Consider the following 21,621-nt stretch of genomic DNA (forward strand, 5'->3'; position numbering starts at 1 on the left):
GAAACTGGACAAGATGCCGCGCTACAAGCTCACCATCGAATATGACGGCGCGCCGTTCTTCGGCTGGCAGATCCAGGACACGCTGCCGTCGGTGCAGGGCGCGCTGGAAGCAGCTGTCAAGGCGATGACCGGCGCCGATCTGCGCGTGCACGGCGCCGGCCGCACCGATGCCGGCGTGCATGCGCGCGGCCAGGTCGCGCATGTCGATGTCGAGAAGCAGTTTCCGCCCGGGCGGTTTCGTGATGGCCTGAACGCGCATCTGCGCCCGCATCCGATCGCGGTGCTCGAAGCCGAGATCGTGCCCGATAATTTCGAGGCGCGCTTCTCGGCGATCAAGCGCCATTATCGCTACCGCGTCATCAACACCCGCGCCAATCTCGCGCTCGACGCCGGCCACGCTTGGCGCGTGCCGCGCCGGCTCGACTCTGACGCGATGCATGCGGCCGCCCAACGCCTGCTCGGCAAGCACGATTTCACGACGTTCCGCGACACCGAGTGCCAGGCGAAGTCGCCGGAGAAGACGCTCGATCAGCTCGACGTCTTTCGCGATGGCCGCGAGATCACCATCGTCACCTCGGCACGTTCGTTCCTGCACAGCCAGGTGCGCTCGATGGTGGGCTCGCTGGTCTGGGTCGGCGAAGGACGCTGGACCGCGGACGATCTCTCCGCGGCGCTTGCCGCCCGCAACCGCGCCGCCTGCGGCATCGTCGCGCCGCCGGAGGGGCTGTATCTGATGAAGGTGGATTATTAGAGGGGTACAGAGCGCGGAAGCGCTCACCACACCCACCGCTGTCATGCCCCGCCTAGTGCGCAATTGCGCACGGGGGCGGGGCATCCAGTACGCCGCGGCCTATCGTCCTATCGCTGGCGTCTCTGGAATACTGGATCGCCCGGTCAAGCCGGGCGATGACAGCGGAGAATGGGGCGCCAGTTGAGCGCTCACCCAAAATACCTTGCCAGAATCCCGCGATAGATTTTCGTCAGCTTCTCCAAATCCACCACCGGAACGCGCTCGTCGACCTGGTGCATGGTTTGGCCGACCAGGCCGAACTCGATCACCGGGCAATAGCTGGAGATGAAGCGAGCGTCCGAGGTGCCGCCTGAGGTCGACAGCTCCGGCTTGCGACCCGTCACCTCTTCGATCGCAGATACCGCGAGGTCAGTGAACGGGCCGGGCTTGGTCACGAACACGTTCGAGTTCGATGGCTCCCAGACAATACGGGCCTTGATGCGGTTGCCGCAGGCTTTGGCGAGACGGGTCTCGACCAGCTCGCGCAAGGATGCCTGGGTGTGGTTGTCATTGTAGCGGATGTTGAATTTCGCGCGGGCTTCGCCCGGGATCACGTTGAAGGCCTTGTTGCCGACGTCGACCGAAGTGAACTCCAGATTGGAGGCCTGGAACTGCGCGCTGCCATGATCGAGCGGCTCGTCGGAGATCGCCACGATCAGGCGCGAGATGTCCGGCACCGGATTGGTGGCGCGATGCGGATAGGCGACGTGGCCCTGCACGCCGTCGACGACGAGCGTGCCGTTTTGCGAGCCACGGCGGCCGACCTTGATGGTGTCGCCGAGCGTCTCGACATTGGACGGCTCGCCCAGCACGCAATGATCGAATGTCTCGCCGCGCTCGGCGGCCCATTTCAGCAGCTTGATGGTGCCGTTGATGGAGACGTCTTCCTCGTCGCCCGTGATCAGGAACGAGATCGAGCCGGTCCCGTCCGCGCGCGCCTTGCCGCCATTGGCGGCGAGATGCTCCAGCACCGCGGCCACCGAGCACGCAATGCCGCCCTTCATGTCGACCGCGCCGCGGCCGTGCAGAAAACCGTCCTTCACCTCGCCGGAGAACGCGCCAACGCTCCAGGCGCTCTCGTCGCCTGCTGGCACGACGTCGGTGTGGCCGGCAAAGGTGATGTGCGGGCTTTCGGTGCCGATCCGCGCATAGAGATTGTCGACGTCGGCGGTGCCGTCCTCGCTGAAGGTCACGCGGTGGCAAATGAAGCCGGCTGCATCAAGCGCTTTCTCAAGCACACCGAGCGCGCCGGCGTCTTCAGGGGTTACCGAGGGGCAGCGGATCAGGTCGCGGGCAATGGAGAGGGCATCGGTCATGTGCCCCGCTTAACATGCATGCCGCCGGGCGGGCTAGCGCTGGGCGGGACAATTTCGAGCTCGCGGCTCTGGTCCCAGCTTTTCGCAGGGGAGGCAGAATCGTCGGCCTGCTCGGCCTCCGGGTCCGGACCGAACCGGTTCGGCCCGATGGTGCCGCGCAGAAAGCCGGTCTCGACAAAGGCCGAAAGGGTGAGGACGGCGCTCGCCAGCGCGAGCGGCAGCACCCAATAGCTGTCCGGAAGGCGCTCCTCGAACTGCTTGTAGAGGCCCGGCAGCACGAAATAAGCGAGCAGCCACCAGGCGCTCTTGTCGCGGTCATGCAGCCGCTTCACGACGATCGCGAGATAAATCCAGAGCAACAGTCCGGTCGCGGCAAGCTTGAGCAGCAGCAGCGGCACATGGTCCAGCAGCGACCATCGATAGGTGGAGGGATCGACAATCGCGAAGACGTCGTCGGCATTCAGCTCGAACGATCCGATCTTGCCGCTGAACGCGACCATGACGCCCGCGCAGAGGAACAGCAGCAGGATCATGCCGCACAAGACAAAGATCAGGCTGCACCAGAACCCGGCACGGCCAATGCGGCCGTCGAAGCGGAACAGGTACCAAATCCAGTTCATGCGAAGGGCTCCGGGCAGGAAAGGTCGCCCGGATGTTGGTCGCGATGGAAGGAGAGGGGGTTCGATAGACCACCAGACCCGTCATCCTGAGGTGCGAGTGGCGCGATGCCAAGCATCGCGCCGGGAGCCTCGAAGGATGCACGGCCACGATGCAGCCGGCAGCCGGGCCGTCGCGCTTCGAGGGCCGCTAAGAAGCGGCCGCCTCGGGGTGACGGCGATAGGTTTGAGCTTGCGGCTTAACTCAATCCCGCAGCAGCTCGTTGATGCTGGTCTTCGAGCGCGTGCGCTCGTCGACGCGCTTGACGATCACGGCGCAGGCGGTGCTCGGGCCGATCTGGCCGTTCTTCATCGGCTTGCCGGGCAGCGCGCCGGGTACCACCACCGCATATTCAGGCACCTCGCCCATGAAGATCTCACCGGTCTCGCGATCGACGATCTTGGTCGAGGCGCCCAGGAACACGCCCATCGACAGCACCGCGCCCTTGCGCACGATCACGCCCTCGGCGACCTCGCTTCGCGCGCCGATGAAGCAATCGTCCTCGATGATCACAGGCTCGGCCTGCAGCGGCTCGAGCACGCCGCCGATGCCGGCGCCGCCGGAGATGTGCACGCGCTTGCCGATCTGCGCGCAGGAGCCGACGGTGGCCCAGGTGTCGACCATGGTGCTCTCATCGACATAAGCGCCGAGATTGACGAAGGACGGCATCAGCACGACGTTCCTGGCGATGAAGGCCGAGCGGCGCACCACCGCGCCCGGCACCGCGCGAAAACCGGCGTCGCGAAAACGGTTCGGGCCCCAGCCTTCGAACTTCGAGGGCACCTTGTCCCACCAGTTGGCCTGGCCCGGGCCGCCGGCAATGACGTCCATGTCATTGAGACGGAACGACAGCAGCACGGCCTTCTTCAGCCACTGGTTGACCCTCCACTTGCCGTCGGCCCCGCGCTCGGCCACGCGCGCCTCGCCCTTGTCCAGGGTCTCCAGCGCCTGGTTCACGGCCTCGCGCACTTCGCCCTTGGTCGAGGTCGAGATGCCGTCACGCGCCTCGAAAGCGCTGTTGATGGTGGATTCCAGGGCGGACAGGGACATCGGGATTTCCTCTTGGGATCAGGGAATTTTGATGGATTGGGGCGCTTTTTCGGGATTTGGGCCGGGAGAGTCAAGGCATACCCGGTCGTCGTCCATACTCCGCTGTCATCACCCGCGAAGGCGGGTGATCCAGTACGCCGCGGCGGTCGTAGTGAATCGAGATGGCGGTGATTACTGGATTCCCCGCTTTCGCGGGGAATGACGGCTAATTGGGGTGGGACAACCCCGCCAAAAACCCCGCCAGGTCCTCCGTGACGTGATCGACATGGGCCGCATCGCGGCCCTCCAGCTCCCAATCCTCGCGTACCACGTCCTTGGTGCCGTCAGGCACCACCAGCACCGTGGTCATGCCGAGCTGGTGCGGAACGGTGAGGTTGCGGGCGAGATCCTCGAACATGGCGGCCTTGGTTGCATCGACCGCGTGCAGATCGAGGAATTTCCGGTAGGTGTGCTCCGCCGGCTTGGGCTCGAATTCGGCGGCGATGATGTCGAACACGCCGTCGAAATGCGAGCTGAGGCCGAGTCGCGCCAGCACCGCATCGACATGATCGACCGAGCCGTTGGTCAGGATCAGCTTGCGTCCCGGCAGCTTTGCGATGGCCGCGCCGAGCGCCGGATTCGGCTCCAGCGGCGAATGGTCGATCTTGTGCACGTAGGCGAGATAGTCGTCGGCGCGCACGCCATGCAGGGTCATCATGCCGCGCATGGTGGTGCCGAAGCGCCGGTAATAGTCCTTCTGGATGTTGCGCGCTTCCGCGGGCGTCACGTTCAGCCAGTTGCAGACGAACTCGCCGATTCTGGCATCGACCTGCTGCCACAGATTGACGTGGTGCGGGTAGAGCGTGTTGTCGAGATCGAACACCCAGGTGTCGATATGGCTGAAGGCGCGGGGGGATTTCATCACAATTCCCTCAAATCACGGCAACGCAAAGCGCAGCGTCTTGCCGCCATTGCTCATATCCACCACGCCAAACCCCGTCGCCGCAAATCCGCGCGCACCGCAATCGGTCTGCTCGTTGGTCTCGAACTTGGTCTCGCGCGTGCAGAGCTGCTTGCCGCCGCCCCAGTTCAGTGGCTTGTCCTTCAGCCTGATGGCGCGGTTGTCGCTGTCCACGGCTTCCGCGAAGCTGAAGATCTGCTTGGGCTGGCCGGACAAGTCAGGATGCAGGCAGGTCTTGGGATCGATGCGATACCAGCCGCGGCTGGTGACGGACTTGCCGTCATCGGTCGCGATTGCCGCCATCACCTTGTGCGGCGTGTCGTTGCACCAGGTGAGACCGCTGGTGGACGGCGTCTGCGCCGCATCGACCAGCGTCTTGAAGAAGCCTGGCGAAGAGACCGTGTCGGACGACAGTCCGCGGCTCTTCAGGAACGCGGCGAGCGCTCCTTGCGTCTTCGGCCCGTCGACGCCGTCAATGGCGCCGATGTCGTAGCCTGCGATCACCAGGAGCCGCTGGATGCCGGCCAGTCGCGCCTGCTCGTCGTCATATTCGGAATCCTCGGCGAGATAGGCGACGAGATTGCCGTCGTCGGCCTGCGTCGGCGTCACTTGCGTGAACGCCTCCTGGGTCTGGCCGCTGCGGCATTGCCGCGCGGCGGCGATGACGAAATTCTCCTGCGCCACGCACAGCATGTCGTGGCCGTTCTGCGGGATCGGCGAGGCGCCATAGACGCCGAGCGCGCGGGCGTGAAGCAGGATGCGGTCGGCGGCGAGCGTGCCCTGCACCACGACGCGGCAGGTGGCGGGATCGATCCTGAACCAGCCGCGCGTCGCGGTCGCGGCCTTGTCGTCGATGCCGATCGCGGCCTCGACCACATAGGACATGCGGTTGCAGATCTTGAGGTCGGCCAAAGCAGGCGCGGAGGAGAAGAAGAGCGAGACGGCCGCTGCCGGCAGCGTCATCAGGAAACGCGTCAAGGCCGAGCGGCGTGGTCGCCGCTCTTGCCCGGCTATGACAGCGTCTCTCGCCTTCTCGTCCATCACTTATGGATCAGCGTCCCCGTACCCTGGTTGGTGAACAGCTCGAGCAGGACCGCGTGCTGCATCTTGCCGTCGATGATGACGACGCCCTCGACGCCTTGCTCCAGCGCGTAGATGCAGGTCTCGACCTTCGGGATCATGCCGCCGGAAATGGTGCCGTCGGCGATCAGCTTTCGCGCGTCCTTCACCGAGAGCTGCGGGATCAGCTTCTTCGACTTGTCGAGCACGCCGGGTACGTCGGTGAGCAGCAACAGGCGTTTTGCTTTGAGCGCACCGGCGACAGCGCCGGCAAAAGTGTCCGCGTTGATGTTTAGCGTCTGGCCCTCTTTCGAGGTCGCGAGCGGCGCCAGCACCGGGATCAGCTCGTAGCCGATCAGCTGGTTGAGCAGCGTCAGATCGACCTTCTCGGGATCGCCGACGAAGCCGAGATCGATTGCCTTTTCGATGTTCGAGTCCGGATCGATGATGGTGCGCGTCGTCTTCGACGCCTTCACCATGTTGCCGTCCTTGCCGGAGAGACCCACGGCCTTGCCGCCGGCCTCGTTGATGTAGCCGACGATCTGCTTGTTGACCGAGCCGGCCAGCACCATCTCGACGATCTCGATGGTGGCGGCATCGGTGATGCGCAGGCCAGCGGCGAATTCCGAGACGATGCCGAGGCGCTTGAGCATGGTCGCGATCTGCGGCCCGCCGCCATGCACCACCACCGGATTGATCGCGGTCTGCTCCAGCAGCACGATGTCGCGGGCAAAATTCTTCGCGGTCTCCTCGTCGCCCATGGCGTGGCCGCCATATTTGATGACGATGGTTTCTTCGTCGTACTGCTGCATGTGCGGCAGCGCTTCGGACAGGATGCGGGCCTGGTCGAGCGGGGAGATGTCGGTCATGTCACGGATCTCGCTGGCGGGACTATGCGGGTTTGCGTTCTATCTGATTGGCGGGCGAGGCGCAAAGTGTGGCTGGTAACCGGGCTACGGATCAGCGTTTCCCCACCACCGCCGCCAGCGTCACCACCAGCCAGCTCAAGATCATCAGCGTTCCGCCCGATGGCGCCGCCATCGGAAACAGCGAATGCCCCGCATATTGCCGCAAGGTGAGATCGCCCGCGAATAGCATGGCGCCGATCCCGAAGCCGAATGCGGCGATCAGGCCAATTCCGCCGTGCAGAAGGTCGCGCGCGAGCAAGGCTACCACCGCCAATATGGCAGTTGCATGAAACAGCAGCATGGCGCTCGCGGAGGCAAGCCGGCTGGCATCCGTGCCGTGGGCGGCGGCCGCAGCCAGCGCCACGCCGGCAGCGCCCATCAGACCGGCGAGGGCGAGCAGCAGGCGGAGCATCACGCGCTCCGCTCTTCGAGCAGCTTGGCCATCGCGGCACGCAATTCAGCCATGCCGGTCGATGAGCGCGACGAGGTCGCGATCACGTTCGGAAACGCGGCCGGATGTTTTGCCAATGCAGCTTCCGTCTCGGCGATGCGCGCTTGCAGCTCGGAGGCCTTCACTTGATCGGCCTTGGTCAGCACGACCTGATAGCTGACGGCGGAGCGGTCGAGCGTCTTCAGGACGTCGAGGTCGACGTCCTTGACGCCATGGCGCGCATCGATCAGCACATAGACGCGCGCGAGCGAGGCCCGCCCCAGCAGGAATGTGTGGATCAGTTCGGTCCATGACGCGACCTGGCTCTTCGGCGCCTTGGCATAGCCATAGCCGGGCATGTCGACGAGGCGCAGGTCGGTCTTGCCGGGGACCTCGAAGAAGATCAGCTCCTGGGTGCGGCCCGGCGTGTGCGAAGTGCGCGCCAACGCGTTGCGTCCCGTGAGCGCGTTGATCAGGCTCGATTTGCCGACATTGGAGCGCCCGGCAAAGGCGATCTCCGGCCCCGCCATCGGCGGCAGCGTCTGGATCGAGGGCGAGGCCCAGATGAATTGCCAGTCCCGCGCGAACAGCTTTCGCCCGGCCTCGATCAGCTTCGCATCGATGTCGTCGGTCATGCGAAGCCCTCTGCTTTGCCGTCATTCCGGGGCGATGCGCAGCATCGAACCCGGAATCTCGAGATTCCGGGTCTGGTGCTTCGCACCATCCCGGAATGACGGAGACTTACACCGCCTCAGTCGTCACTTTTTTTTTGAACATACTTCGAATGTTATCGAACAGCTCCACCTTCACGCCGTTGCGACGCATGATGAAGCTCTGCTGGATCACCGAGAGCGTGTTGTTCCAGGCCCAGTAGATCACGAGGCCTGCCGGGAAGCCCGCCAGCATGAAAGTGAAGATCAGCGGCATCCAGTTGAAGATGATCTGCTGCGTCGGATCCGGCGGCGTCGGGTTCAGCTTCATCTGGAACCACATCGTGATGCCCATGATGATCGGCCAGATACCGAGTGCCAGATAATGGCCGAACACCGGGATGGTGGTCGGGTCGAACGGGATCAGCCCGAACAGGTTGAAGAGGTTGGTCGGATCGGGTGCGGAGAGGTCCTTGATCCAGCCGTAGAACGGCGCGTGCCGCATTTCGATGGTGACGAACAGCACCTTGTAGAGCGAGAAGAACACCGGGATCTGGATCACCACGGGAAGACAGCCGGCGACCGGGTTGATCTTCTCCTTGCGGTAGATCTCCATCATCTCCTGCTGCTGCTTCACCTTGTCGTCGGGATAGCGCTCCTTCAGCGCCTGAAGCTGCGGCTGGATCGACTTCATCTTCGCCATCGAGGCGTAGGACTTGTTCGCCAGCGGGAAGAACAACAGCTTCACGATCACGGTCACGAGCAGGATCGAGATGCCGAAATTGCCGAAGAACCGGTAGAAGAAGTCGAGGCCGAGGAACATCGGCTTGGTGATGAAGTAGAACCAGCCCCAGTCGATCAGGAGATCGAACTTGTTCAGACCGAGCGCCTTGTTGTAGCCGCCGAGGCCGGCGAGCGGGAAATTGATGCCGACCACGCCGGCTTCCTTGGCGCCCGCGAACAGGCGCGCATTTGCGGTCGCGGTGCCGCCGATCGCGACGGTCACAGGATCGAGCAGATAGTCGGTCTGGTAGGTGTGGACGTTGCCGACGAGGTTCGAGGAGAACTTGGCCTGGAGCTGCGCACTGGTGTCGGGCAGCAGCGCCGAAGCCCAGTATTTGTCGGTGATGCCGAGCCAGCCATTGGTGGCCTTGAAGTCGACCTTCTTGGCTTCGTCGATCTTCTTGTAGGCGTACTCCTGCAGGCCGTGCTCGCCGAGATAGCCGATCAGGCCTTCATGCAGGATGTAATAGCCCGACACCTGCGGCGTGCCGTGGCGCGAGATCAGCGCGAACGGATAGAGCGTAACAGGCGCGTTGCCGACATTGCTCACCTCGTCCTTGATGGTGAAGAGATAGTGGTCGTCGACCGAGATGGTGCGGCGAAAGGTGAGGCCATCGCCATTATCCCACTTCAGCACAACAGGCGCGGTCGGCGTCAGGCTGCCGCTGCCGTCCTGCTGCCAGACGGTTTGGGAGTCCGGCATCTTCGAGGTCACGCCCGTCGCCGCCACCCAGCCGAACTCGGCGTAATAGGGCTCTGCGGTGCCCGAGGGCGAATAGAGGATGATCGGCGGCGATTTCGGATCGACCGTCTCGCGATATTGCACCAGCGCGAGATCGTCGATGCGGCCACCCTTCAGCGAGATGCTGCCGACGAGCCGCGGTGTGTCGACCTTCACGCGCGGGCTCGATGCAATCGCGGTGTCGCGGGCAACGACCGGCTGGGCCGGCTGGTTCGCCCCTGGTGTGGTCGTCGGCGTCGTCGAGCCCGCCTGCGGCGTGGTCCCCGGCGTGGCCGAGGCCGTCGGCTGCGGATTGGCCTTCTGCAGCTCGGCCTGGGCCTGCTGCTGGGCGCGCTGCTTCTCCATCGCCGGCACGTTGTAGAAGTACTGCCAGGCGATCAGCACCAGGCCGGACAGAATGACGGCGAGGATGGTATTGCGATTGTCGGTCATCACTATGGTCTCGTCATCAATCCGGTTTGCGGCTGGCGGCTGGGCCGGGCCTTGGATTTGGCCGGCGTCCCTTGTCAGATCCGTTGTCAGATCCTTTGGCCGTCGTATGCCGCGCGGGCTTCGTGATCGCTATGCGCAGATCGTCGAGCATGGTCGTGAAGTCGCGCGAGAGCGCGCCCCTGCGGCCGACCAGCACGTAATCATGATGGGGTTGCAACGATACCGGGTCGAGCCGCTTCACCAATTCGCGAAGTCGGCGCCGGATGCGATTGCGTTCGGGGGCGTTGCCGTTCTTTTTGGTAACGGTGAAGCCGATCCTGACAGGACCGAGGTCGTCGCGACCAAGGCTTCGTCGGTCAAGGCTTTGCAGGACGAACGCGGGACTGTTCACCCGCGCGCCATTGGCAACGGCGAGGAAATCCGCTCGCTGCCTCAGCCGATCCATAATGAAATCCCGGTAAAGGGGGTCCGGCTCAGGCGCTCAGACGCTTGCGGCCGCGGGCGCGGCGGGCGGCGAGAACCTTGCGGCCGCCGGCAGTGGCGAGACGAGCACGGAAACCGTGACGGCGCTTGCGCACCAGTTTGCTGGGTTGATAAGTCCGCTTCACGGGTTTTTCTCCGCTGACCGGGCAATTTGCCTGTAGAATTGATGATAAAGTCCGTAAAGATGCGGCCCAAAACGGGCCGTTTCCGGCCCCAGAAGAGCCGCTCCCGGTGTCGCACCGGGTCATCGCGGACAATTTGCGCGGCTTATAAGGGAGCGTCTTGTTTTCGTCAACGCCGCAGGACCGCGCAGTTCCGGTGAATATCGCTGTTTCCTTCCTGTTTCCTTCCTGTTTCCCTTGGGGTTTTTAACCCTTGAGGTGGCGGATAGCGATATCAGCGCCTACATCCCACCTTGGCAGATTAGCGATCTGTAATTTGACCGCCCCCGGGGGGCGGTCGCATCCTCCATTACTACCAAGCTCTCAGAAGGCCAGCAGGGGCGAACTTCGTGGAAGCGACGGACCTTCAGCAGCCGGCCCAGAATCCGGATCAAAGCCTGGATCGAGATCTGGATCGGCCAGAGGACCAGCCGGGTTCGCCGGCGACGCGGTCCCGTGGCCCGGGCGGGCTTGGGCTATCGGGCAAGCTGCTGCTGCTGACCGTCCCCCTGGTGATGATCGCAGCCGTGCTGCTTTACGTCCCCGCGATCGCCAACTTCTGGGTCAACCGCCTCAACGACCGCGTTGCGGCGGCCAACACCGCGGCACTGGTGCTCGACGCGGCGCCGCTTGGCATGGTGCCGGACTCGCTGTCGCGGGAAATCCTCAAAAGCATCAATGCGCGCGCCGTCGCGATCAAGATGGGCCAGCAGCGCCGGCTGCTTGCCAGCGACAATCTGCCGTCCGCGATCGAGCATGACGTCGATTTGCGCGACATGACCGTGTGGGAGGCGATCACCGGCTCGTTCCAGATGATGCTTGAGACCGGCAACCAGCCGATCCGCATCGTCGGTCCCGGTGTCGGCAACGCCCAGTTCGTCGAGATCGTGACCGACGAGTTGCCGCTGCGGCAGTCGATGTACCGCTTCTCCCGCAACGTCGTGGTGGTCGCGCTGATCATCGGTGTCTTGACCGCGGGTCTCGTCTATCTCGCCCTGCACTATCTCTTCGTGCGGCCGATGCGGCGGCTGACCGCGAGCCTGGTCGGCTTCCACGAGAATCCGGAAAGCTCGGCCCGGATCATCGTGCCGAGCCAGCGCAGCGACGAGATCGGCGTCGCCGAGCGCGAATTGTCCGACATGCAGCGCGACCTGATGTCGATGCTGCATCAGAAGAGCCGGCTCGCCGCGCTCGGTCTTGCCGTCTCCAAGATCAACCATGATCTGCGCAACCTGCTGGCTTCGGCGCAGCTCTTGTCGGATCAGCTCGCCAGCGTGCCCGATCCCCGGGTGCAGCGCTTCGCGCCGAAGCTGGTGCGCTCGCTCGAGCGCGCCATCGCCTTCTGCCAGTCGACGCTGTCCTATGGCCGCGCCCAGGAGGCCGCGCCCGACCGCCGCATGTTGCTGGTCGAGCCTGTCGTGCTCGAGGTGCGCGAGACCGCCGGTCTTGCCAACGACGCCACGATCGCCTGGGTCGCCGCGATCGAGCGCGGCCTTTCGGTCGATGCCGACCCCGACCAGCTGTTTCGCGTGCTGCTCAACCTCGTGCGCAACGCCGCCCAGGCGCTGGAGAGCCATGCCTCCGGCGACGGCGGCCCGCAGCAGATCCGGATCACCGGCAAACGCGAGGGCGCAGTCGCCATCCTGGAGGTCTCTGATACCGGCCCTGGCGTACCCCAGAAGACCCGGGAGCACCTGTTCGAGGCCTTCCAGACCTCCGGCCGCCCCGGCGGCAGTGGCCTTGGCCTCGCCATCGCCGCCGAGCTGGTCCGTGCCCATGGCGGCGACATCCACCTCGTCGAAGGCACCATCGGCGCCACCTTCCGGATCGTCATCCCCGACCGCCCGGTGGAACTCCTCTCCATCCGCAGCGAGCGGCAGCGGGCGTAGGTCGGCCAGCGGGCGACAGAGCTACCAGGGGGCCAACCCCTCATCAATCATTCCGGGGCGCGACGAAGTCGCGAGCCCGGAATCCATCGGGCCGCATACGCTGAGGCGTAATGGATTCCGGGCTCGCCGCTTCGCGTCGCCCCGGAATGACGCAAGAGATGCAGAAATGCCCCAAAATACCGCTCAGGCAGACCTTGCCAACGCCGGCAAGAGCGGTTAGTCAGAGCGCTCTTTCGCACCCCCTCCGGCGCTGTCCGGAGGCTGCGTGCGGGCCTGGCCCGCACCATCGGCGAAAAACGCGCCCGTAGCTCAGCTGGATAGAGCATCAGACTACGAATCTGAGGGTCGGACGTTCGAATCGTTCCGGGCGCGCCATTTTCGGCCATTCGTTGCGAGGCCCTCTCCTAGTAGCGTTGACCACGGCTCTGGTTCGGAATTCTTGCCGCGACGTTCGGCCGGTTTTTCTCGAGCCAGGTCACGGCTTCGGGTCCGTTGACGACGCACTCGAACGTTTCCCAGGCCGGATCCTCGATCGTGTCGGGTTGCAGTCGCTTCGCGGCATATTCAACGAGATCATGCAGGCCTTCGTATCCGCGTCGGCGCTCGAGGGAGTCGACAATCGCCGTGCTGGCCCAGCCTCGTTGGGCCAGATCGACAATGCTCGGAACGTCAGCCTCGCTGAACCAGGGCGTAGCATCGAATTCGAGACAGCGGATATTGTCGGCGGTATGGCAAGTCGCGTGGATCATCGGGTCCCTCCATTCGCTGGCTGACAACCATTCCCCTGACATTGCATTCCAGATTCGCTCGCGCAGCCATGCGCCCGTCAGCCTTTGACCAGGTCGCCCAGCAAGTTGGCCGCCACCATCAGCTTGGCAAGCGTCAGGCCACCAGCGGCAATCTCCTCGACCGCTCGGCGGATGCGCGTGGCTTCAGGATGAGCCACAAGCCACGTCTCGGCAGCCTGCTGACCGGATTGGCCGATGGTCAGCATGTCTGCGGCCAGGCGTCTTTCGGCAGCTGCGATCAGGTCGACGGCACGGTCGATGGCGAGGCGTTCGAAATGATCGCTTGCCGGCACGTTGCGCGCAGCGGCGGTGATGCGGTCGAGACGGAAATTGGCCTCGGCGGCAAAGAACGTCGCTGCGGCATCGCCGATGCTGCGACCGGTACGCTCGGCGACGGTCACGATATCAGGCGCCGAGTGCAGGGCATCGAGGTCGGCAAGATCTCCGGCGAGTCCGCTCGGGACGCCGGCATCGGTCAGCTCCTGCCGGCGCTTGGCTCGTGCGGCCTGCATGTCCGGCGGCAGGGCGTCGTCGAGCGAGGCTGCAACGTCGCGAACGGCAGGGCCAAACCGGGCGATGATTGCGCTCAGCCCATCCTTGAAATCGACGTTGCGCACATACCAGACCATGCGGGAGAGCAGCAGATCCTGGATCGCCGCGTAGAGGCTGAGCTGCAACTGCCCGTCGATGAGGGTGTCGAGCGCGTCGATCCCGTCGTTGAGCCGCCTGAGCTCGTAGATCGCGTCCACCGCAACCTGCGCCATGACGATGGTCGAGACATCGGCGTCGGTTTCGTCGCTCAGGCGAACGATGCAGGCTGGGCCGCCGCGATTGATCACGGCATTGACGAGACTGGTCGCGATGATCTCGCGTCGCAGGCGATGGAGCTCGACCGCGGTCGGGAATTTATCGAGAACTTCGCGCGGAAAATACAGGGACAGTCTGCGGGCGAGATAGGGATCGTCAGGCACGCCCGTGACGAGCAGGTCCTCGTAGAGCGTCAGCTTGGCGTAGGCGAGCAGCACTGCAAGCTCGGGCCGTGTCAGGGCCTGGCCGCGCCGCGTGCGCTCAGTGATCGCGGCGTCGTCGGGCAGGAATTCGATGGTACGGCTGAGCAGGCCGCGCTGCTCGAGCGACTGCATCAGGCGGGTGAGGAAGCCGGTCTCAGCGATGCCCTTGCGTTCGGCGAGCGAGAGCGCCAGCGTCTGCAGATAGTTGTTGCGCAGCACCAGCGTGCCGACCTCGTCGGTCATTGCGGCAAGCAGGTTGTTGCGATCGGCGAAGCTGAGGCGTCCCTCGCGCTCGGGGCGTGCCAGCGCGATCTTGATATTGACCTCGACGTCGGACGTGTTCACGCCGGCCGAATTGTCGATGGCGTCGGTGTTGAGCTTGACGCCCTTCTGCGCCGCTTCGATGCGGCCGCGCTGGGTGACGCCGAGATTGGCACCTTCGCCGATGACCTTGGCGCGAACCTCGGTCCCGGTGATGCGGATCGGATCGTTGGCGCGGTCACCGGCCTGATCGTCGCTTTCCGTCGACGCGCGGATGTAGGTGCCGATGCCGCCGAACCACAAGAGGTCGGCGCGCGCCTTCAGGATCGCCGTCATCACCTCGAAGGGCGTTGCCTGCTCCTTGTCGAGATCGAGCAGGCTGCGCACTTCCGGCGCGAGCGGGATCGCCTTGAGCGAGCGCGAGAACACGCCACCTCCTTCCGAGATCAGCGATTTGTCGTAGTCCTGCCAGCTCGATCGCGGCAGGTCGAACAGGCGCTTGCGCTCAGCGAAGCTGGTCGCCGGGTCGGGGGATGGATCGATGAAGATGTCGCGGTGATCGAACGCCGCAACGAGCTTCGTCGCCGGCGAGAGCAGCATGCCGTTGCCGAACACGTCGCCGGACATGTCGCCGACGCCGACCACGGTGAACGGCATGGTCTGAATGTCGGTGCCGAGCTCGCGGAAGTGGCGCTTGACCGCCTCCCAGGCGCCGCGCGCCGTGATCCCCATCTTCTTGTGGTCGTAGCCCTGGCTGCCGCCGGAGGCGAAGGCATCGCCGAGCCAATGGTTCTTTTCGGCCGAGATCGCATTGGCGACGTCGGAGAAGGTAGCGGTGCCCTTGTCGGCGGCGACGACCAGATAGGGATCGTCGCCGTCGTGCCGCACGGTCAGGTCGGGCGGCACCACGATGTCGCCGTCAAGATTGTCGGTGAGTTCGAGCAGCGAGCGCACGAAGATGCGATAGGCTTCGGTGCCCTCCGCGAGCCACGCCTCGCGATCGGATGGCGGCGGCAGGTGCTTGGGCACGAAGCCGCCCTTGGCGCCGACCGGCACGATCACGGCGTTCTTGACTTGCTGCGCTTTCACGAGGCCGAGGATCTCTGTACGGAAATCCTGCGGCCGATCGGACCAGCGCAAGCCACCGCGCGCAACCTTGCCGAAGCGCAGGTGAATGCCTTCGACGCGCGGTGAATAGACGAAGATTTCGTAGAGCGGTCGCGGCGCCGGCAAATCCTCGATCTTGCGCGCGTCGAACTTGAAGGAGATCACCGGGCGCGGATGTCCATCCGGGCCGAGCTGCCACAAATTGGTGCGGATGGTCGATTGCACCAGATTGGTGAAACGGCGCAGGATGCGGTCTTCATCGAGCGAGGCGACGGATTTGAGCTGCTCCTCGATCTCGGCAACGAGCGTTATCTCGCGCGCCGAACGCTCGCGATCGGTCAGGACAAGGCGCGGATCAAGGCGCGTCTGGAACAGCGCGACGAGGTTCGCCGTGATCGCGGCGTTCTTGCGCGTCGTCTCCCACATGTAATCCTGGGTGAACGGCGCGCGGATCTGGTGCAGATAACGCGACAGCGCCCGGATAGACGAGACTTCCCGCCAGCCGAGCGCAGTGCGGAGGATCAGGGCATTGTATCCGTCGGATTCGGCGCGGTCGGCGACAACAGCCATGATCGAGGCCTCCAGGCGATGGCTGAAGTCCCGGCTGATCTCGATCGGCTGGCCGTCGCTGGTCTCAATCGTCATGTCGTGCAGCCAGACCGGCTCGGGCCTGTTGCCGGGCACGATCTGATAGGTGCGTTCGTTGACCACGCGCAGGCCGTGATTTTCGATCACGGGCACGCGGTAGGACAGCGATAGAGGCGCGGCATCCGAAAACACCCTGAGGCCGAAGCGCCTGGGATCGTCCTTCTCGAAGCGGTGAACCGAAATTGTCACCGGGCGGGCTGGTGTGAGCTTCTCGATAGTGGCGATATCGGCGACCGCCTGTTCGGCCGTGGAAGCCTCGGTATAGCCGCCGCTGAAGGCCTGAGCGTAGCGATTTGCGAGCATGCGCGCCCGCATGCCGTCGGTCGACGCAGCCAGCGCCGCCTTCAGCTTGTCGGCCCAGGTCGCGGCAATGGCGCTGATCCCGGCTTCAAGCGTGGCGCGCTCCACAGCGGGAGTCTTACCTTCATAGCGTCCGATGATGAATTGGACTCGCGCCAGCGCGCCTTCCGGGAACGAGACGTAGGAGGCGGACAGGGTCCCCTTGTAGGCCTGCGCCAGGAAGGCTCCGACACGCGTACGGACGTCGGTGTCGTATTTGTCGCGCGGAATGAAGGTGAGGATGGAGACGAAGCGATCGAACTTGTCGATCCGCGCCAGCGCCCGGACGCGGGGACGCTCATAGAGAATCAGGATCTCCATGACGAAATCGAACAGGGTATCGACGTCGATCTGGAAAAGTTCGTCGCGTGGGTATTCCTCGAGAATATGCTGGAGAGCTTTGCCCGAATGGCTGTTCGGGTCGAAGCCGGCGCGCTGGAGCACCCGCGATACCTTGTGGCGAACATAGGGGATCTGTCGTGCCGAGCGCGTATAGGCACCCGAGGTGAACAGACCGACGACTCGCAATTCACCCTCGAGCCGGCCGTCGGGCGTATAGAGCTTGATGCCGACGTAATCCATCCGGATGCGTCGATGAACGCGGCTGCTCACATTGGCCTTGATGACAATGAGCAGGGTCGGCTCGCGCATGAACTCGCGAATCTCCGACGTCATCACCACCATTTCGCTGCCGCGGCGCAGGACCTTTACGTCGGGATCGCGGAGGATACCAAGGCCCTCGCCGGTCGTGATGTCGTCCGAGGCATCCCGCCCCGGCAGGAAGCGATATTCGCGCACGCCGAGAAAGGTGAAATTGTCCGCGCATAGCCATTGCAGGAACTGGTTGGCCTCGGCGACCTCGTCGATCGGCAGCGGTGGCGGATTGGACGAGAACGTCTTGACCGCGTCCTCGACGCGGTCGCGCATGGCGCGCCAGTCCGTGACGCAGGCGCGCACGTCGCCGAGCGTCCTGGTCAGGCCGTCAATCAGCCTCTCGCGGTCGGCGTCGGCGTCCAGGCGGGTGATGTGGAGATGAATCAGGCTCTCTCGCGCGCCCTTTGCCCCTTCCGGCAGTGCCTCGCCGTAGAAGCGCAGGAGCTTGCCCTGCTCGTCGCGCTCCACAGCGATGATGGGGTGAGCGACGAGGGTGACTTCGATGCCCTGCTCGGTGAGCTCCGCCATGGTGGAATCGAACAGGAAGGGCATGTTGTCGTTGAGGATTTCGAGCACTGAGATCTCGCGCCCGTCCGGCATCAGCGGATTGACGACGCGGATATCGGCACGCCCCGCCGTGCGCCGCTGTACATGCTCCCAGGCTTGCTCCGCCAGGAAGGCAAGCGAGGAGGCATCGTGACTGGCGAGATCCTCGACATTGGTGAAGGCGAACAAAAGCTCGGCAAAGCTTCGGGGGGCCTTTCCCGGCTGCACGCTTCCTGCCGCCTCGCGGATCAGAGTTGCCCGGGCCTTGTCGTCACGCCACGCCATCGCGTCCTCCATCTCCCACCGACGATCCCTATGACGGTCGGGCATTGTGTTCTTGGAGTGCGCCTCTTCGAGCGCATCTTCCTGACCGCGTTTCAATCGCCTCGGCGAAAATCTTCGGTCTTGCGGCTTCGACGATATTAGCATTCCGCAGCCGTCATGGCGCGCGGAGTTGTGGGGCGCGCTTTGGGGCGGAACCGGTGCCGACGACCATCGTGCCGTTGGGTGCCCTGCAAAATGACGAGGAATCTCGATTCAAGGTAGCTTGAACGGCCGGGCCGTTTCGGCTGCCCGGCCGTCGCCTCCGTGAGCCAGCAAGCGCTCAGCCCGCTGCGTTCTTGATCGCGGTTTCGAAGCTCTTGGCGTCGAAGGCCGGCATACTTTGGATCCGCCCTAGACCTTGGGTCGAGTACCAGACGGAGAACGCGAGCACCGCTTCCGCATTCGGGGCATCGATGACGTCAACGAAATCGTAGTAGCCCTGCGTGTAGTGGATCGACTCGATCTTGATACCCAGATTGTCGAGCCTTGCCTTGGCCTTGCCGATCCGTTCCGATTGCTTGCTCGCCCACTCCGGGCTCAGATTGCCAAGCAGTACATATTTCATTGGCCACCTCCACGTCATATTGATCATCGCGCGCGAAGGAACCTGAAAATTATACGCCTTCCCGCGCCCCGCGTACATGCCGTTCCGTGGCGAAGGCGGCATGGGAGCCGGGCCTCGAAGACTAGCCCTGCCATTGGCGACCGGACCGTGTCCCCGGCCACAACATCATTGCGCAACAGCGAACACGGAGTGCCCATCTTCATCGGCCGTGGCGCGCCATTTCAATCTGCGCTAAGCTGCGAGGCCCCGCTTCTCGTCCCCGATCAGATGGACCCGGTTACGGCCGGCGGCCTTGGCGTCATAGAGCGCAATGTCGGCTTCGGCGAACAATTCGGCGATCGGCCGGCGGTGCGGGCAGCCGATCAGGGCAGCTCCGATCGAGGCGCCGACTTCGAGGCGAAGACCGTTCCAGAACAGCGGGCGGCTCAGCATCATCACGGTCTTTTGCAACACGCGTGCGATCCGCGCAGGGTCCTTCGGGGCGCGCAGGATGATCGCGAATTCATCGCCGCCGAGCCGGCCGACCAGGCCGGCATTGTGGAAGGCCCGCCGCAAACGCTGCGCGACCTCGCACAGGCATGCGTCTCCGGCCAGATGGCCGAATGTATCGTTGAGCTGCTTGAAGCCATCGAGGTCGATCAGCACCAGCGCCGAGGCGAATCCGTGATTCAGGCTGTCGTTGACCACCTCGCGATAGCGGGCCTGAAAAACGGAACGATTGGCGAGCCCGGTCAGCGGATCGGTTTCGGCTTGCTGCCGCAGGCTCTCGAGAGCCTGCCGGTCGGAGGTGACGTCCTGCTTGCAGCCGAAGATCCGCACCGGCCGGCCGCCCTCGTGCACCGCGTTGATCGAGAGGCGCATCCAGCGCCGTTCGCCGCGCCAGGTTCGGATCTCGGCATCGAGCGTCACAGGCGAGCCGCTCCGGATCACTTCGGCTCGCGCGAGCTCCATGTGGCGCCTGGATTCGTCGATGTAGAGGTCAACGATGTCAGCGCGCCGCAGCGGGTTGCTCTCGGGATAGTCGAAGATGTCGTAGACGCCCTGGGTCCAGCTCAGGCGCTCGGTCTCGAGCACGCATTCCCACGCGCCGATGCGCGCGGCATTCCTCGTCCGGCAAGGACGCATGATCTTCTGTCATCGACGGTCCGGCAGCGTATCGCGATTTTGCCCAAAGACTTAAGGAAGCGCCCAAAGGCTAGGGCGCCTGCGTTAACGAATTCTGTATGTCGATGGGAGCAGGCCAAGGAAGCAGGCCAAGGAAGCAGGCCAAGGAAGCAGGCCAAGGAAGCAGGCAAGGGAGCAGGCAAAGGGAGCCACAAACATGCGCCGGCCGGCGATGTTCGCCGCCTCTCGGGGGGCTCAAGCTCCGAATGCGGCGGCGAGGATCCGCAATTCGTCCCTGAGGCGATCAAGCACGGTCTCATAGTCACGCGTCTCGGTCTGGCGAAACAGCCGCACGCTCGGATACCAGGGGCTGTCGGTGCGATCGAGCAGCCAGCGGTAGTCGGGCGTCCATGGCAGCAGGATCCAGGTCGGTCGACCAAGGGCGCCGGCGAGATGGGCGACGCTGGTGTCGACCGTGATGACGAGATCGAGACAGCTGATCAAGGCGGCAGTCTCGGTGAAGTCGGTGAGTTCTGCGGTCAGGTCGAGAATGTCGCTTCGCTCGCGCAACACCGCCGCATCGTGCGGCCGCGGCGCCTTTTGCAGGCTGACAAAGCTGACATCGACGTCGAGGATGCGCGACAGCGTTCGCAACGGGATCGAGCGCGTCTCGTCGTTCACGTGCGAAGGATCGCCGGACCAGACCAAGCCGACCCGGAGCCTGGTGCGAGGACCAAGCCTGCTGTCCCAGGCCTGAACGCGGCTCTCCGGTGGGGAAGGCAGATATTGTCCGGACGGGATCGTGTCGAGGCGGGTGTTGAAGGCGAGCGGAAGGCTGGAGATCGGGCAGTGCAGATCGAAATCAGGCAGCGTGCCCATCGCCGACATCGGCACGCAGACAGATGCACCGCTCAAGTCAGACATCAGCCGATGCAGCGGATCCTGAACGGCAAGGAGAACGCGCGCACCGCGCGCGGCCAGCATCGGGACGTAGCGGGCGAAGTGAATGGTGTCGCCCAATCCCTCGTCCGCAGCGATCAGGATCGTCTTGCCTTCAACGTTCTCGTCACCAAGCCACATCGGTTGCGGAAAGGAAGGATATTTCGACGAAGGCAGCTTCGACCTCGTCTGGTGCCCGAGCCAGCCGGCTTCGAAATTGCCGGTCAGGAGCTGGGCCAGCGACACATTCCACGCGGTCACCTCATTGCTTAAGCCCAGCGAAATCATGCGGTCGGATAGCGCGAACAGCTCGTCGAAGCGATGAAGGTGAAACAGCGCGACCAGTCTGTTGTCGAACGCATCGGCAAAGCGCGGCGCCAGCGCGATGGCCTTTTCGAACCAGACAAGCGCCTCTTCGTTGCGGCGAAGCCGCCTGAGCGCAAGGCCGAGATTGTTGCAGATCTCGGCATTGGCGGGGTCGAGCCGGTGCGCCCGCGCGCCTTCGGTCGCGGCCTCCTCGTACCGCTTCAGGCCATAGAGAACCCATGCGCGCGTCCGCAGCGTCGGGGCATGGTCCGGCAACAGCCCGACGCTCTCGTCAAGACGCGCAAGAGCCTCCTCGTTGCGCCCGAGCTTGTGAAGCAGAATTCCGCTTTGGCACCATAGGCCTGCATCATCTCGCCGAAGCTGGATAGCCTTGTCGAGCACCGCCAGTGCTTCGTCGCAACGTCCATGCAGCTGCAGCACGGTTGCGAAGCTCGCGAGATATTCCGCCTTGGGGGCGCGCCGGATAGCGCGGACGATCCATTCCAGAGCGTCGTTGTATTGCCGGGCCTGAAGATGCAGCAGCCCCATGAGATGCTGGGCGTCGGTATGCTCGGCATCGATTCCGAGGGCCTGCTGGTAGCAGGCACGCGCATCGAGATGCCGTCCGGCCTGAAAATGCGCAAGGCCCGCTTCGCAGAAGGCGGAGGCTGTGCTCATTGCTGCTCGGTCCCATGAATGGCGAATGGCCACCTCGGCGGCGGCAGCGGATGAGCAGACTT

At 64.2% G+C, this 21,621-nt stretch carries 18 protein-coding genes and 1 tRNA gene; 3 read left to right on the forward strand and 16 right to left on the reverse strand.

Annotated features, from left to right (window positions below; genetic code table 11):
* Positions 1-13: 13 nt before the first annotated feature.
* Complete coding sequence (gene truA, locus HYH07_RS05060; protein WP_220001425.1) at positions 14-751, forward strand: tRNA pseudouridine(38-40) synthase TruA; 738 nt, start codon at positions 14-16, stop codon at positions 749-751.
* A gap of 188 nt (positions 752-939) precedes the next feature.
* On the opposite strand, the gene dapE is transcribed toward truA, so the two are convergent.
* From dapE to rpmH, 11 genes are all read right to left on the reverse strand, one after another.
* On the reverse strand, positions 940-2,106 hold the full coding sequence (gene dapE / locus HYH07_RS05065) for a succinyl-diaminopimelate desuccinylase (protein WP_220001426.1): 1,167 nt from the start codon (positions 2,104-2,106) through the stop codon (positions 940-942).
* Entirely contained in the window at positions 2,103-2,726 is a 624-nt protein-coding gene (locus tag HYH07_RS05070; RefSeq protein WP_220001427.1) for a DUF805 domain-containing protein, read from the reverse strand. The genes dapE and HYH07_RS05070 overlap by 4 nt, the downstream gene beginning before the upstream one ends.
* A gap of 241 nt (positions 2,727-2,967) precedes the next feature.
* Positions 2,968-3,813, reverse strand: a complete 846-nt coding sequence (gene dapD / locus HYH07_RS05075) for a 2,3,4,5-tetrahydropyridine-2,6-dicarboxylate N-succinyltransferase (protein WP_220001428.1) — start codon at positions 3,811-3,813, stop codon at positions 2,968-2,970.
* 205 nt (positions 3,814-4,018) lie between these two features.
* Complete coding sequence (locus HYH07_RS05080; RefSeq protein WP_220001429.1) at positions 4,019-4,714, reverse strand: pyrimidine 5'-nucleotidase; 696 nt, start codon at positions 4,712-4,714, stop codon at positions 4,019-4,021.
* Positions 4,715-4,729: 15 nt separating this feature from the next.
* Positions 4,730-5,716, reverse strand: coding sequence for a DUF1036 domain-containing protein (locus HYH07_RS05085; RefSeq protein WP_220001430.1), 987 nt, complete (start codon positions 5,714-5,716; stop codon positions 4,730-4,732).
* A gap of 77 nt (positions 5,717-5,793) precedes the next feature.
* The gene (argB, locus tag HYH07_RS05090; protein WP_057748412.1) at positions 5,794-6,681 is read right to left on the reverse strand and encodes an acetylglutamate kinase; all 888 of its coding nucleotides are present in this window, start codon (positions 6,679-6,681) and stop codon (positions 5,794-5,796) included.
* 91 nt (positions 6,682-6,772) lie between these two features.
* Entirely contained in the window at positions 6,773-7,132 is a 360-nt protein-coding gene (locus HYH07_RS05095; protein WP_220001431.1) for a DUF423 domain-containing protein, read from the reverse strand.
* Positions 7,132-7,785 carry a ribosome biogenesis GTP-binding protein YihA/YsxC gene (gene yihA, locus HYH07_RS05100; protein ID WP_220001432.1) on the reverse strand — a complete coding sequence of 218 codons (654 nt, stop codon included), beginning with the start codon at positions 7,783-7,785 and terminating at the stop codon, positions 7,132-7,134. Before yihA ends, HYH07_RS05095 begins: the two co-directional genes overlap by 1 nt.
* Before the next feature lie 106 nt (positions 7,786-7,891).
* Positions 7,892-9,757, reverse strand: coding sequence for a membrane protein insertase YidC (gene yidC / locus HYH07_RS05105; RefSeq protein WP_220001433.1), 1,866 nt, complete (start codon positions 9,755-9,757; stop codon positions 7,892-7,894).
* Between the two features lie 16 nt (positions 9,758-9,773).
* Positions 9,774-10,202, reverse strand: coding sequence for a ribonuclease P protein component (gene rnpA / locus HYH07_RS05110; protein WP_220001434.1), 429 nt, complete (start codon positions 10,200-10,202; stop codon positions 9,774-9,776).
* A gap of 28 nt (positions 10,203-10,230) precedes the next feature.
* Positions 10,231-10,365 carry a 50S ribosomal protein L34 gene (gene rpmH / locus HYH07_RS05115; protein ID WP_008542748.1) on the reverse strand — a complete coding sequence of 45 codons (135 nt, stop codon included), beginning with the start codon at positions 10,363-10,365 and terminating at the stop codon, positions 10,231-10,233.
* A 386-nt stretch (positions 10,366-10,751) separates the two neighbouring features.
* Between rpmH and HYH07_RS05120 the strand changes: the two genes are divergently transcribed.
* Both HYH07_RS05120 and HYH07_RS05125 read left to right on the forward strand, forming a co-directional pair.
* On the forward strand, positions 10,752-12,290 hold the full coding sequence (locus HYH07_RS05120) for a HAMP domain-containing sensor histidine kinase (protein WP_083514284.1): 1,539 nt from the start codon (positions 10,752-10,754) through the stop codon (positions 12,288-12,290).
* Positions 12,291-12,588: 298 nt separating this feature from the next.
* Positions 12,589-12,665: transfer RNA gene (locus HYH07_RS05125), tRNA-Arg, on the forward strand.
* A gap of 29 nt (positions 12,666-12,694) precedes the next feature.
* On the opposite strand, the gene HYH07_RS05130 is transcribed toward HYH07_RS05125, so the two are convergent.
* The 5 genes from HYH07_RS05130 to HYH07_RS05150 form a co-directional block, all read right to left on the reverse strand.
* Positions 12,695-13,066 carry a hypothetical protein gene (locus HYH07_RS05130; protein WP_228749240.1) on the reverse strand — a complete coding sequence of 124 codons (372 nt, stop codon included), beginning with the start codon at positions 13,064-13,066 and terminating at the stop codon, positions 12,695-12,697.
* Between the two features lie 50 nt (positions 13,067-13,116).
* A complete protein-coding gene (locus HYH07_RS05135) occupies positions 13,117-17,940 on the reverse strand; it encodes an NAD-glutamate dehydrogenase (protein WP_220001517.1) in 4,824 nt (1,607 codons plus the stop codon).
* 307 nt (positions 17,941-18,247) lie between these two features.
* Positions 18,248-18,532, reverse strand: coding sequence for a GYD domain-containing protein (locus HYH07_RS05140; RefSeq protein ID WP_220001435.1), 285 nt, complete (start codon positions 18,530-18,532; stop codon positions 18,248-18,250).
* Positions 18,533-18,763: 231 nt separating this feature from the next.
* Positions 18,764-19,657, reverse strand: a complete 894-nt coding sequence (locus HYH07_RS05145; protein WP_220001436.1) for a sensor domain-containing diguanylate cyclase — start codon at positions 19,655-19,657, stop codon at positions 18,764-18,766.
* A 234-nt stretch (positions 19,658-19,891) separates the two neighbouring features.
* Positions 19,892-21,559 (reverse strand): tetratricopeptide repeat protein, encoded by a 1,668-nt coding sequence (locus HYH07_RS05150; protein WP_220001437.1) that lies wholly within the window; start codon positions 21,557-21,559, stop codon positions 19,892-19,894.
* Positions 21,560-21,621 lie beyond the last annotated feature (62 nt).

This window comes from Bradyrhizobium sp. BR 10261, from assembly GCF_019455395.1.
Classification (GTDB): domain Bacteria; phylum Pseudomonadota; class Alphaproteobacteria; order Rhizobiales; family Xanthobacteraceae; genus Bradyrhizobium; species Bradyrhizobium manausense.

Excerpts from the sequence above, each read along its gene's own strand:
- rnpA (WP_220001434.1), bottom strand. The coding sequence starts at position 10,202 with ATGGATCGGCTGAGGCAGCGAGCGGATTTCCTCGCCGTTGCCAATGGC.
- HYH07_RS05080 (WP_220001429.1), bottom strand. The coding sequence starts at position 4,714 with ATGAAATCCCCCCGCGCCTTCAGCCATATCGACACCTGGGTGTTCGAT.
- dapD (WP_220001428.1), bottom strand. The coding sequence starts at position 3,813 with ATGTCCCTGTCCGCCCTGGAATCCACCATCAACAGCGCTTTCGAGGCG.
- HYH07_RS05135 (WP_220001517.1), bottom strand. The coding sequence starts at position 17,940 with ATGGAGGACGCGATGGCGTGGCGTGACGACAAGGCCCGGGCAACTCTG.
- HYH07_RS05095 (WP_220001431.1), bottom strand. The coding sequence starts at position 7,132 with ATGCTCCGCCTGCTGCTCGCCCTCGCCGGTCTGATGGGCGCTGCCGGC.
- HYH07_RS05085 (WP_220001430.1), bottom strand. The coding sequence starts at position 5,716 with ATGACGCTGCCGGCAGCGGCCGTCTCGCTCTTCTTCTCCTCCGCGCCT.
- truA (WP_220001425.1), top strand. The coding sequence starts at position 14 with ATGCCGCGCTACAAGCTCACCATCGAATATGACGGCGCGCCGTTCTTC.
- HYH07_RS05070 (WP_220001427.1), bottom strand. The coding sequence starts at position 2,726 with ATGAACTGGATTTGGTACCTGTTCCGCTTCGACGGCCGCATTGGCCGT.
- HYH07_RS05145 (WP_220001436.1), bottom strand. The coding sequence starts at position 19,657 with ATGCGTCCTTGCCGGACGAGGAATGCCGCGCGCATCGGCGCGTGGGAA.
- HYH07_RS05140 (WP_220001435.1), bottom strand. The coding sequence starts at position 18,532 with ATGAAATATGTACTGCTTGGCAATCTGAGCCCGGAGTGGGCGAGCAAG.
- yihA (WP_220001432.1), bottom strand. The coding sequence starts at position 7,785 with ATGACCGACGACATCGATGCGAAGCTGATCGAGGCCGGGCGAAAGCTG.
- yidC (WP_220001433.1), bottom strand. The coding sequence starts at position 9,757 with ATGACCGACAATCGCAATACCATCCTCGCCGTCATTCTGTCCGGCCTG.
- HYH07_RS05150 (WP_220001437.1), bottom strand. The coding sequence starts at position 21,559 with ATGAGCACAGCCTCCGCCTTCTGCGAAGCGGGCCTTGCGCATTTTCAG.
- dapE (WP_220001426.1), bottom strand. The coding sequence starts at position 2,106 with ATGACCGATGCCCTCTCCATTGCCCGCGACCTGATCCGCTGCCCCTCG.
- argB (WP_057748412.1), bottom strand. The coding sequence starts at position 6,681 with ATGACCGACATCTCCCCGCTCGACCAGGCCCGCATCCTGTCCGAAGCG.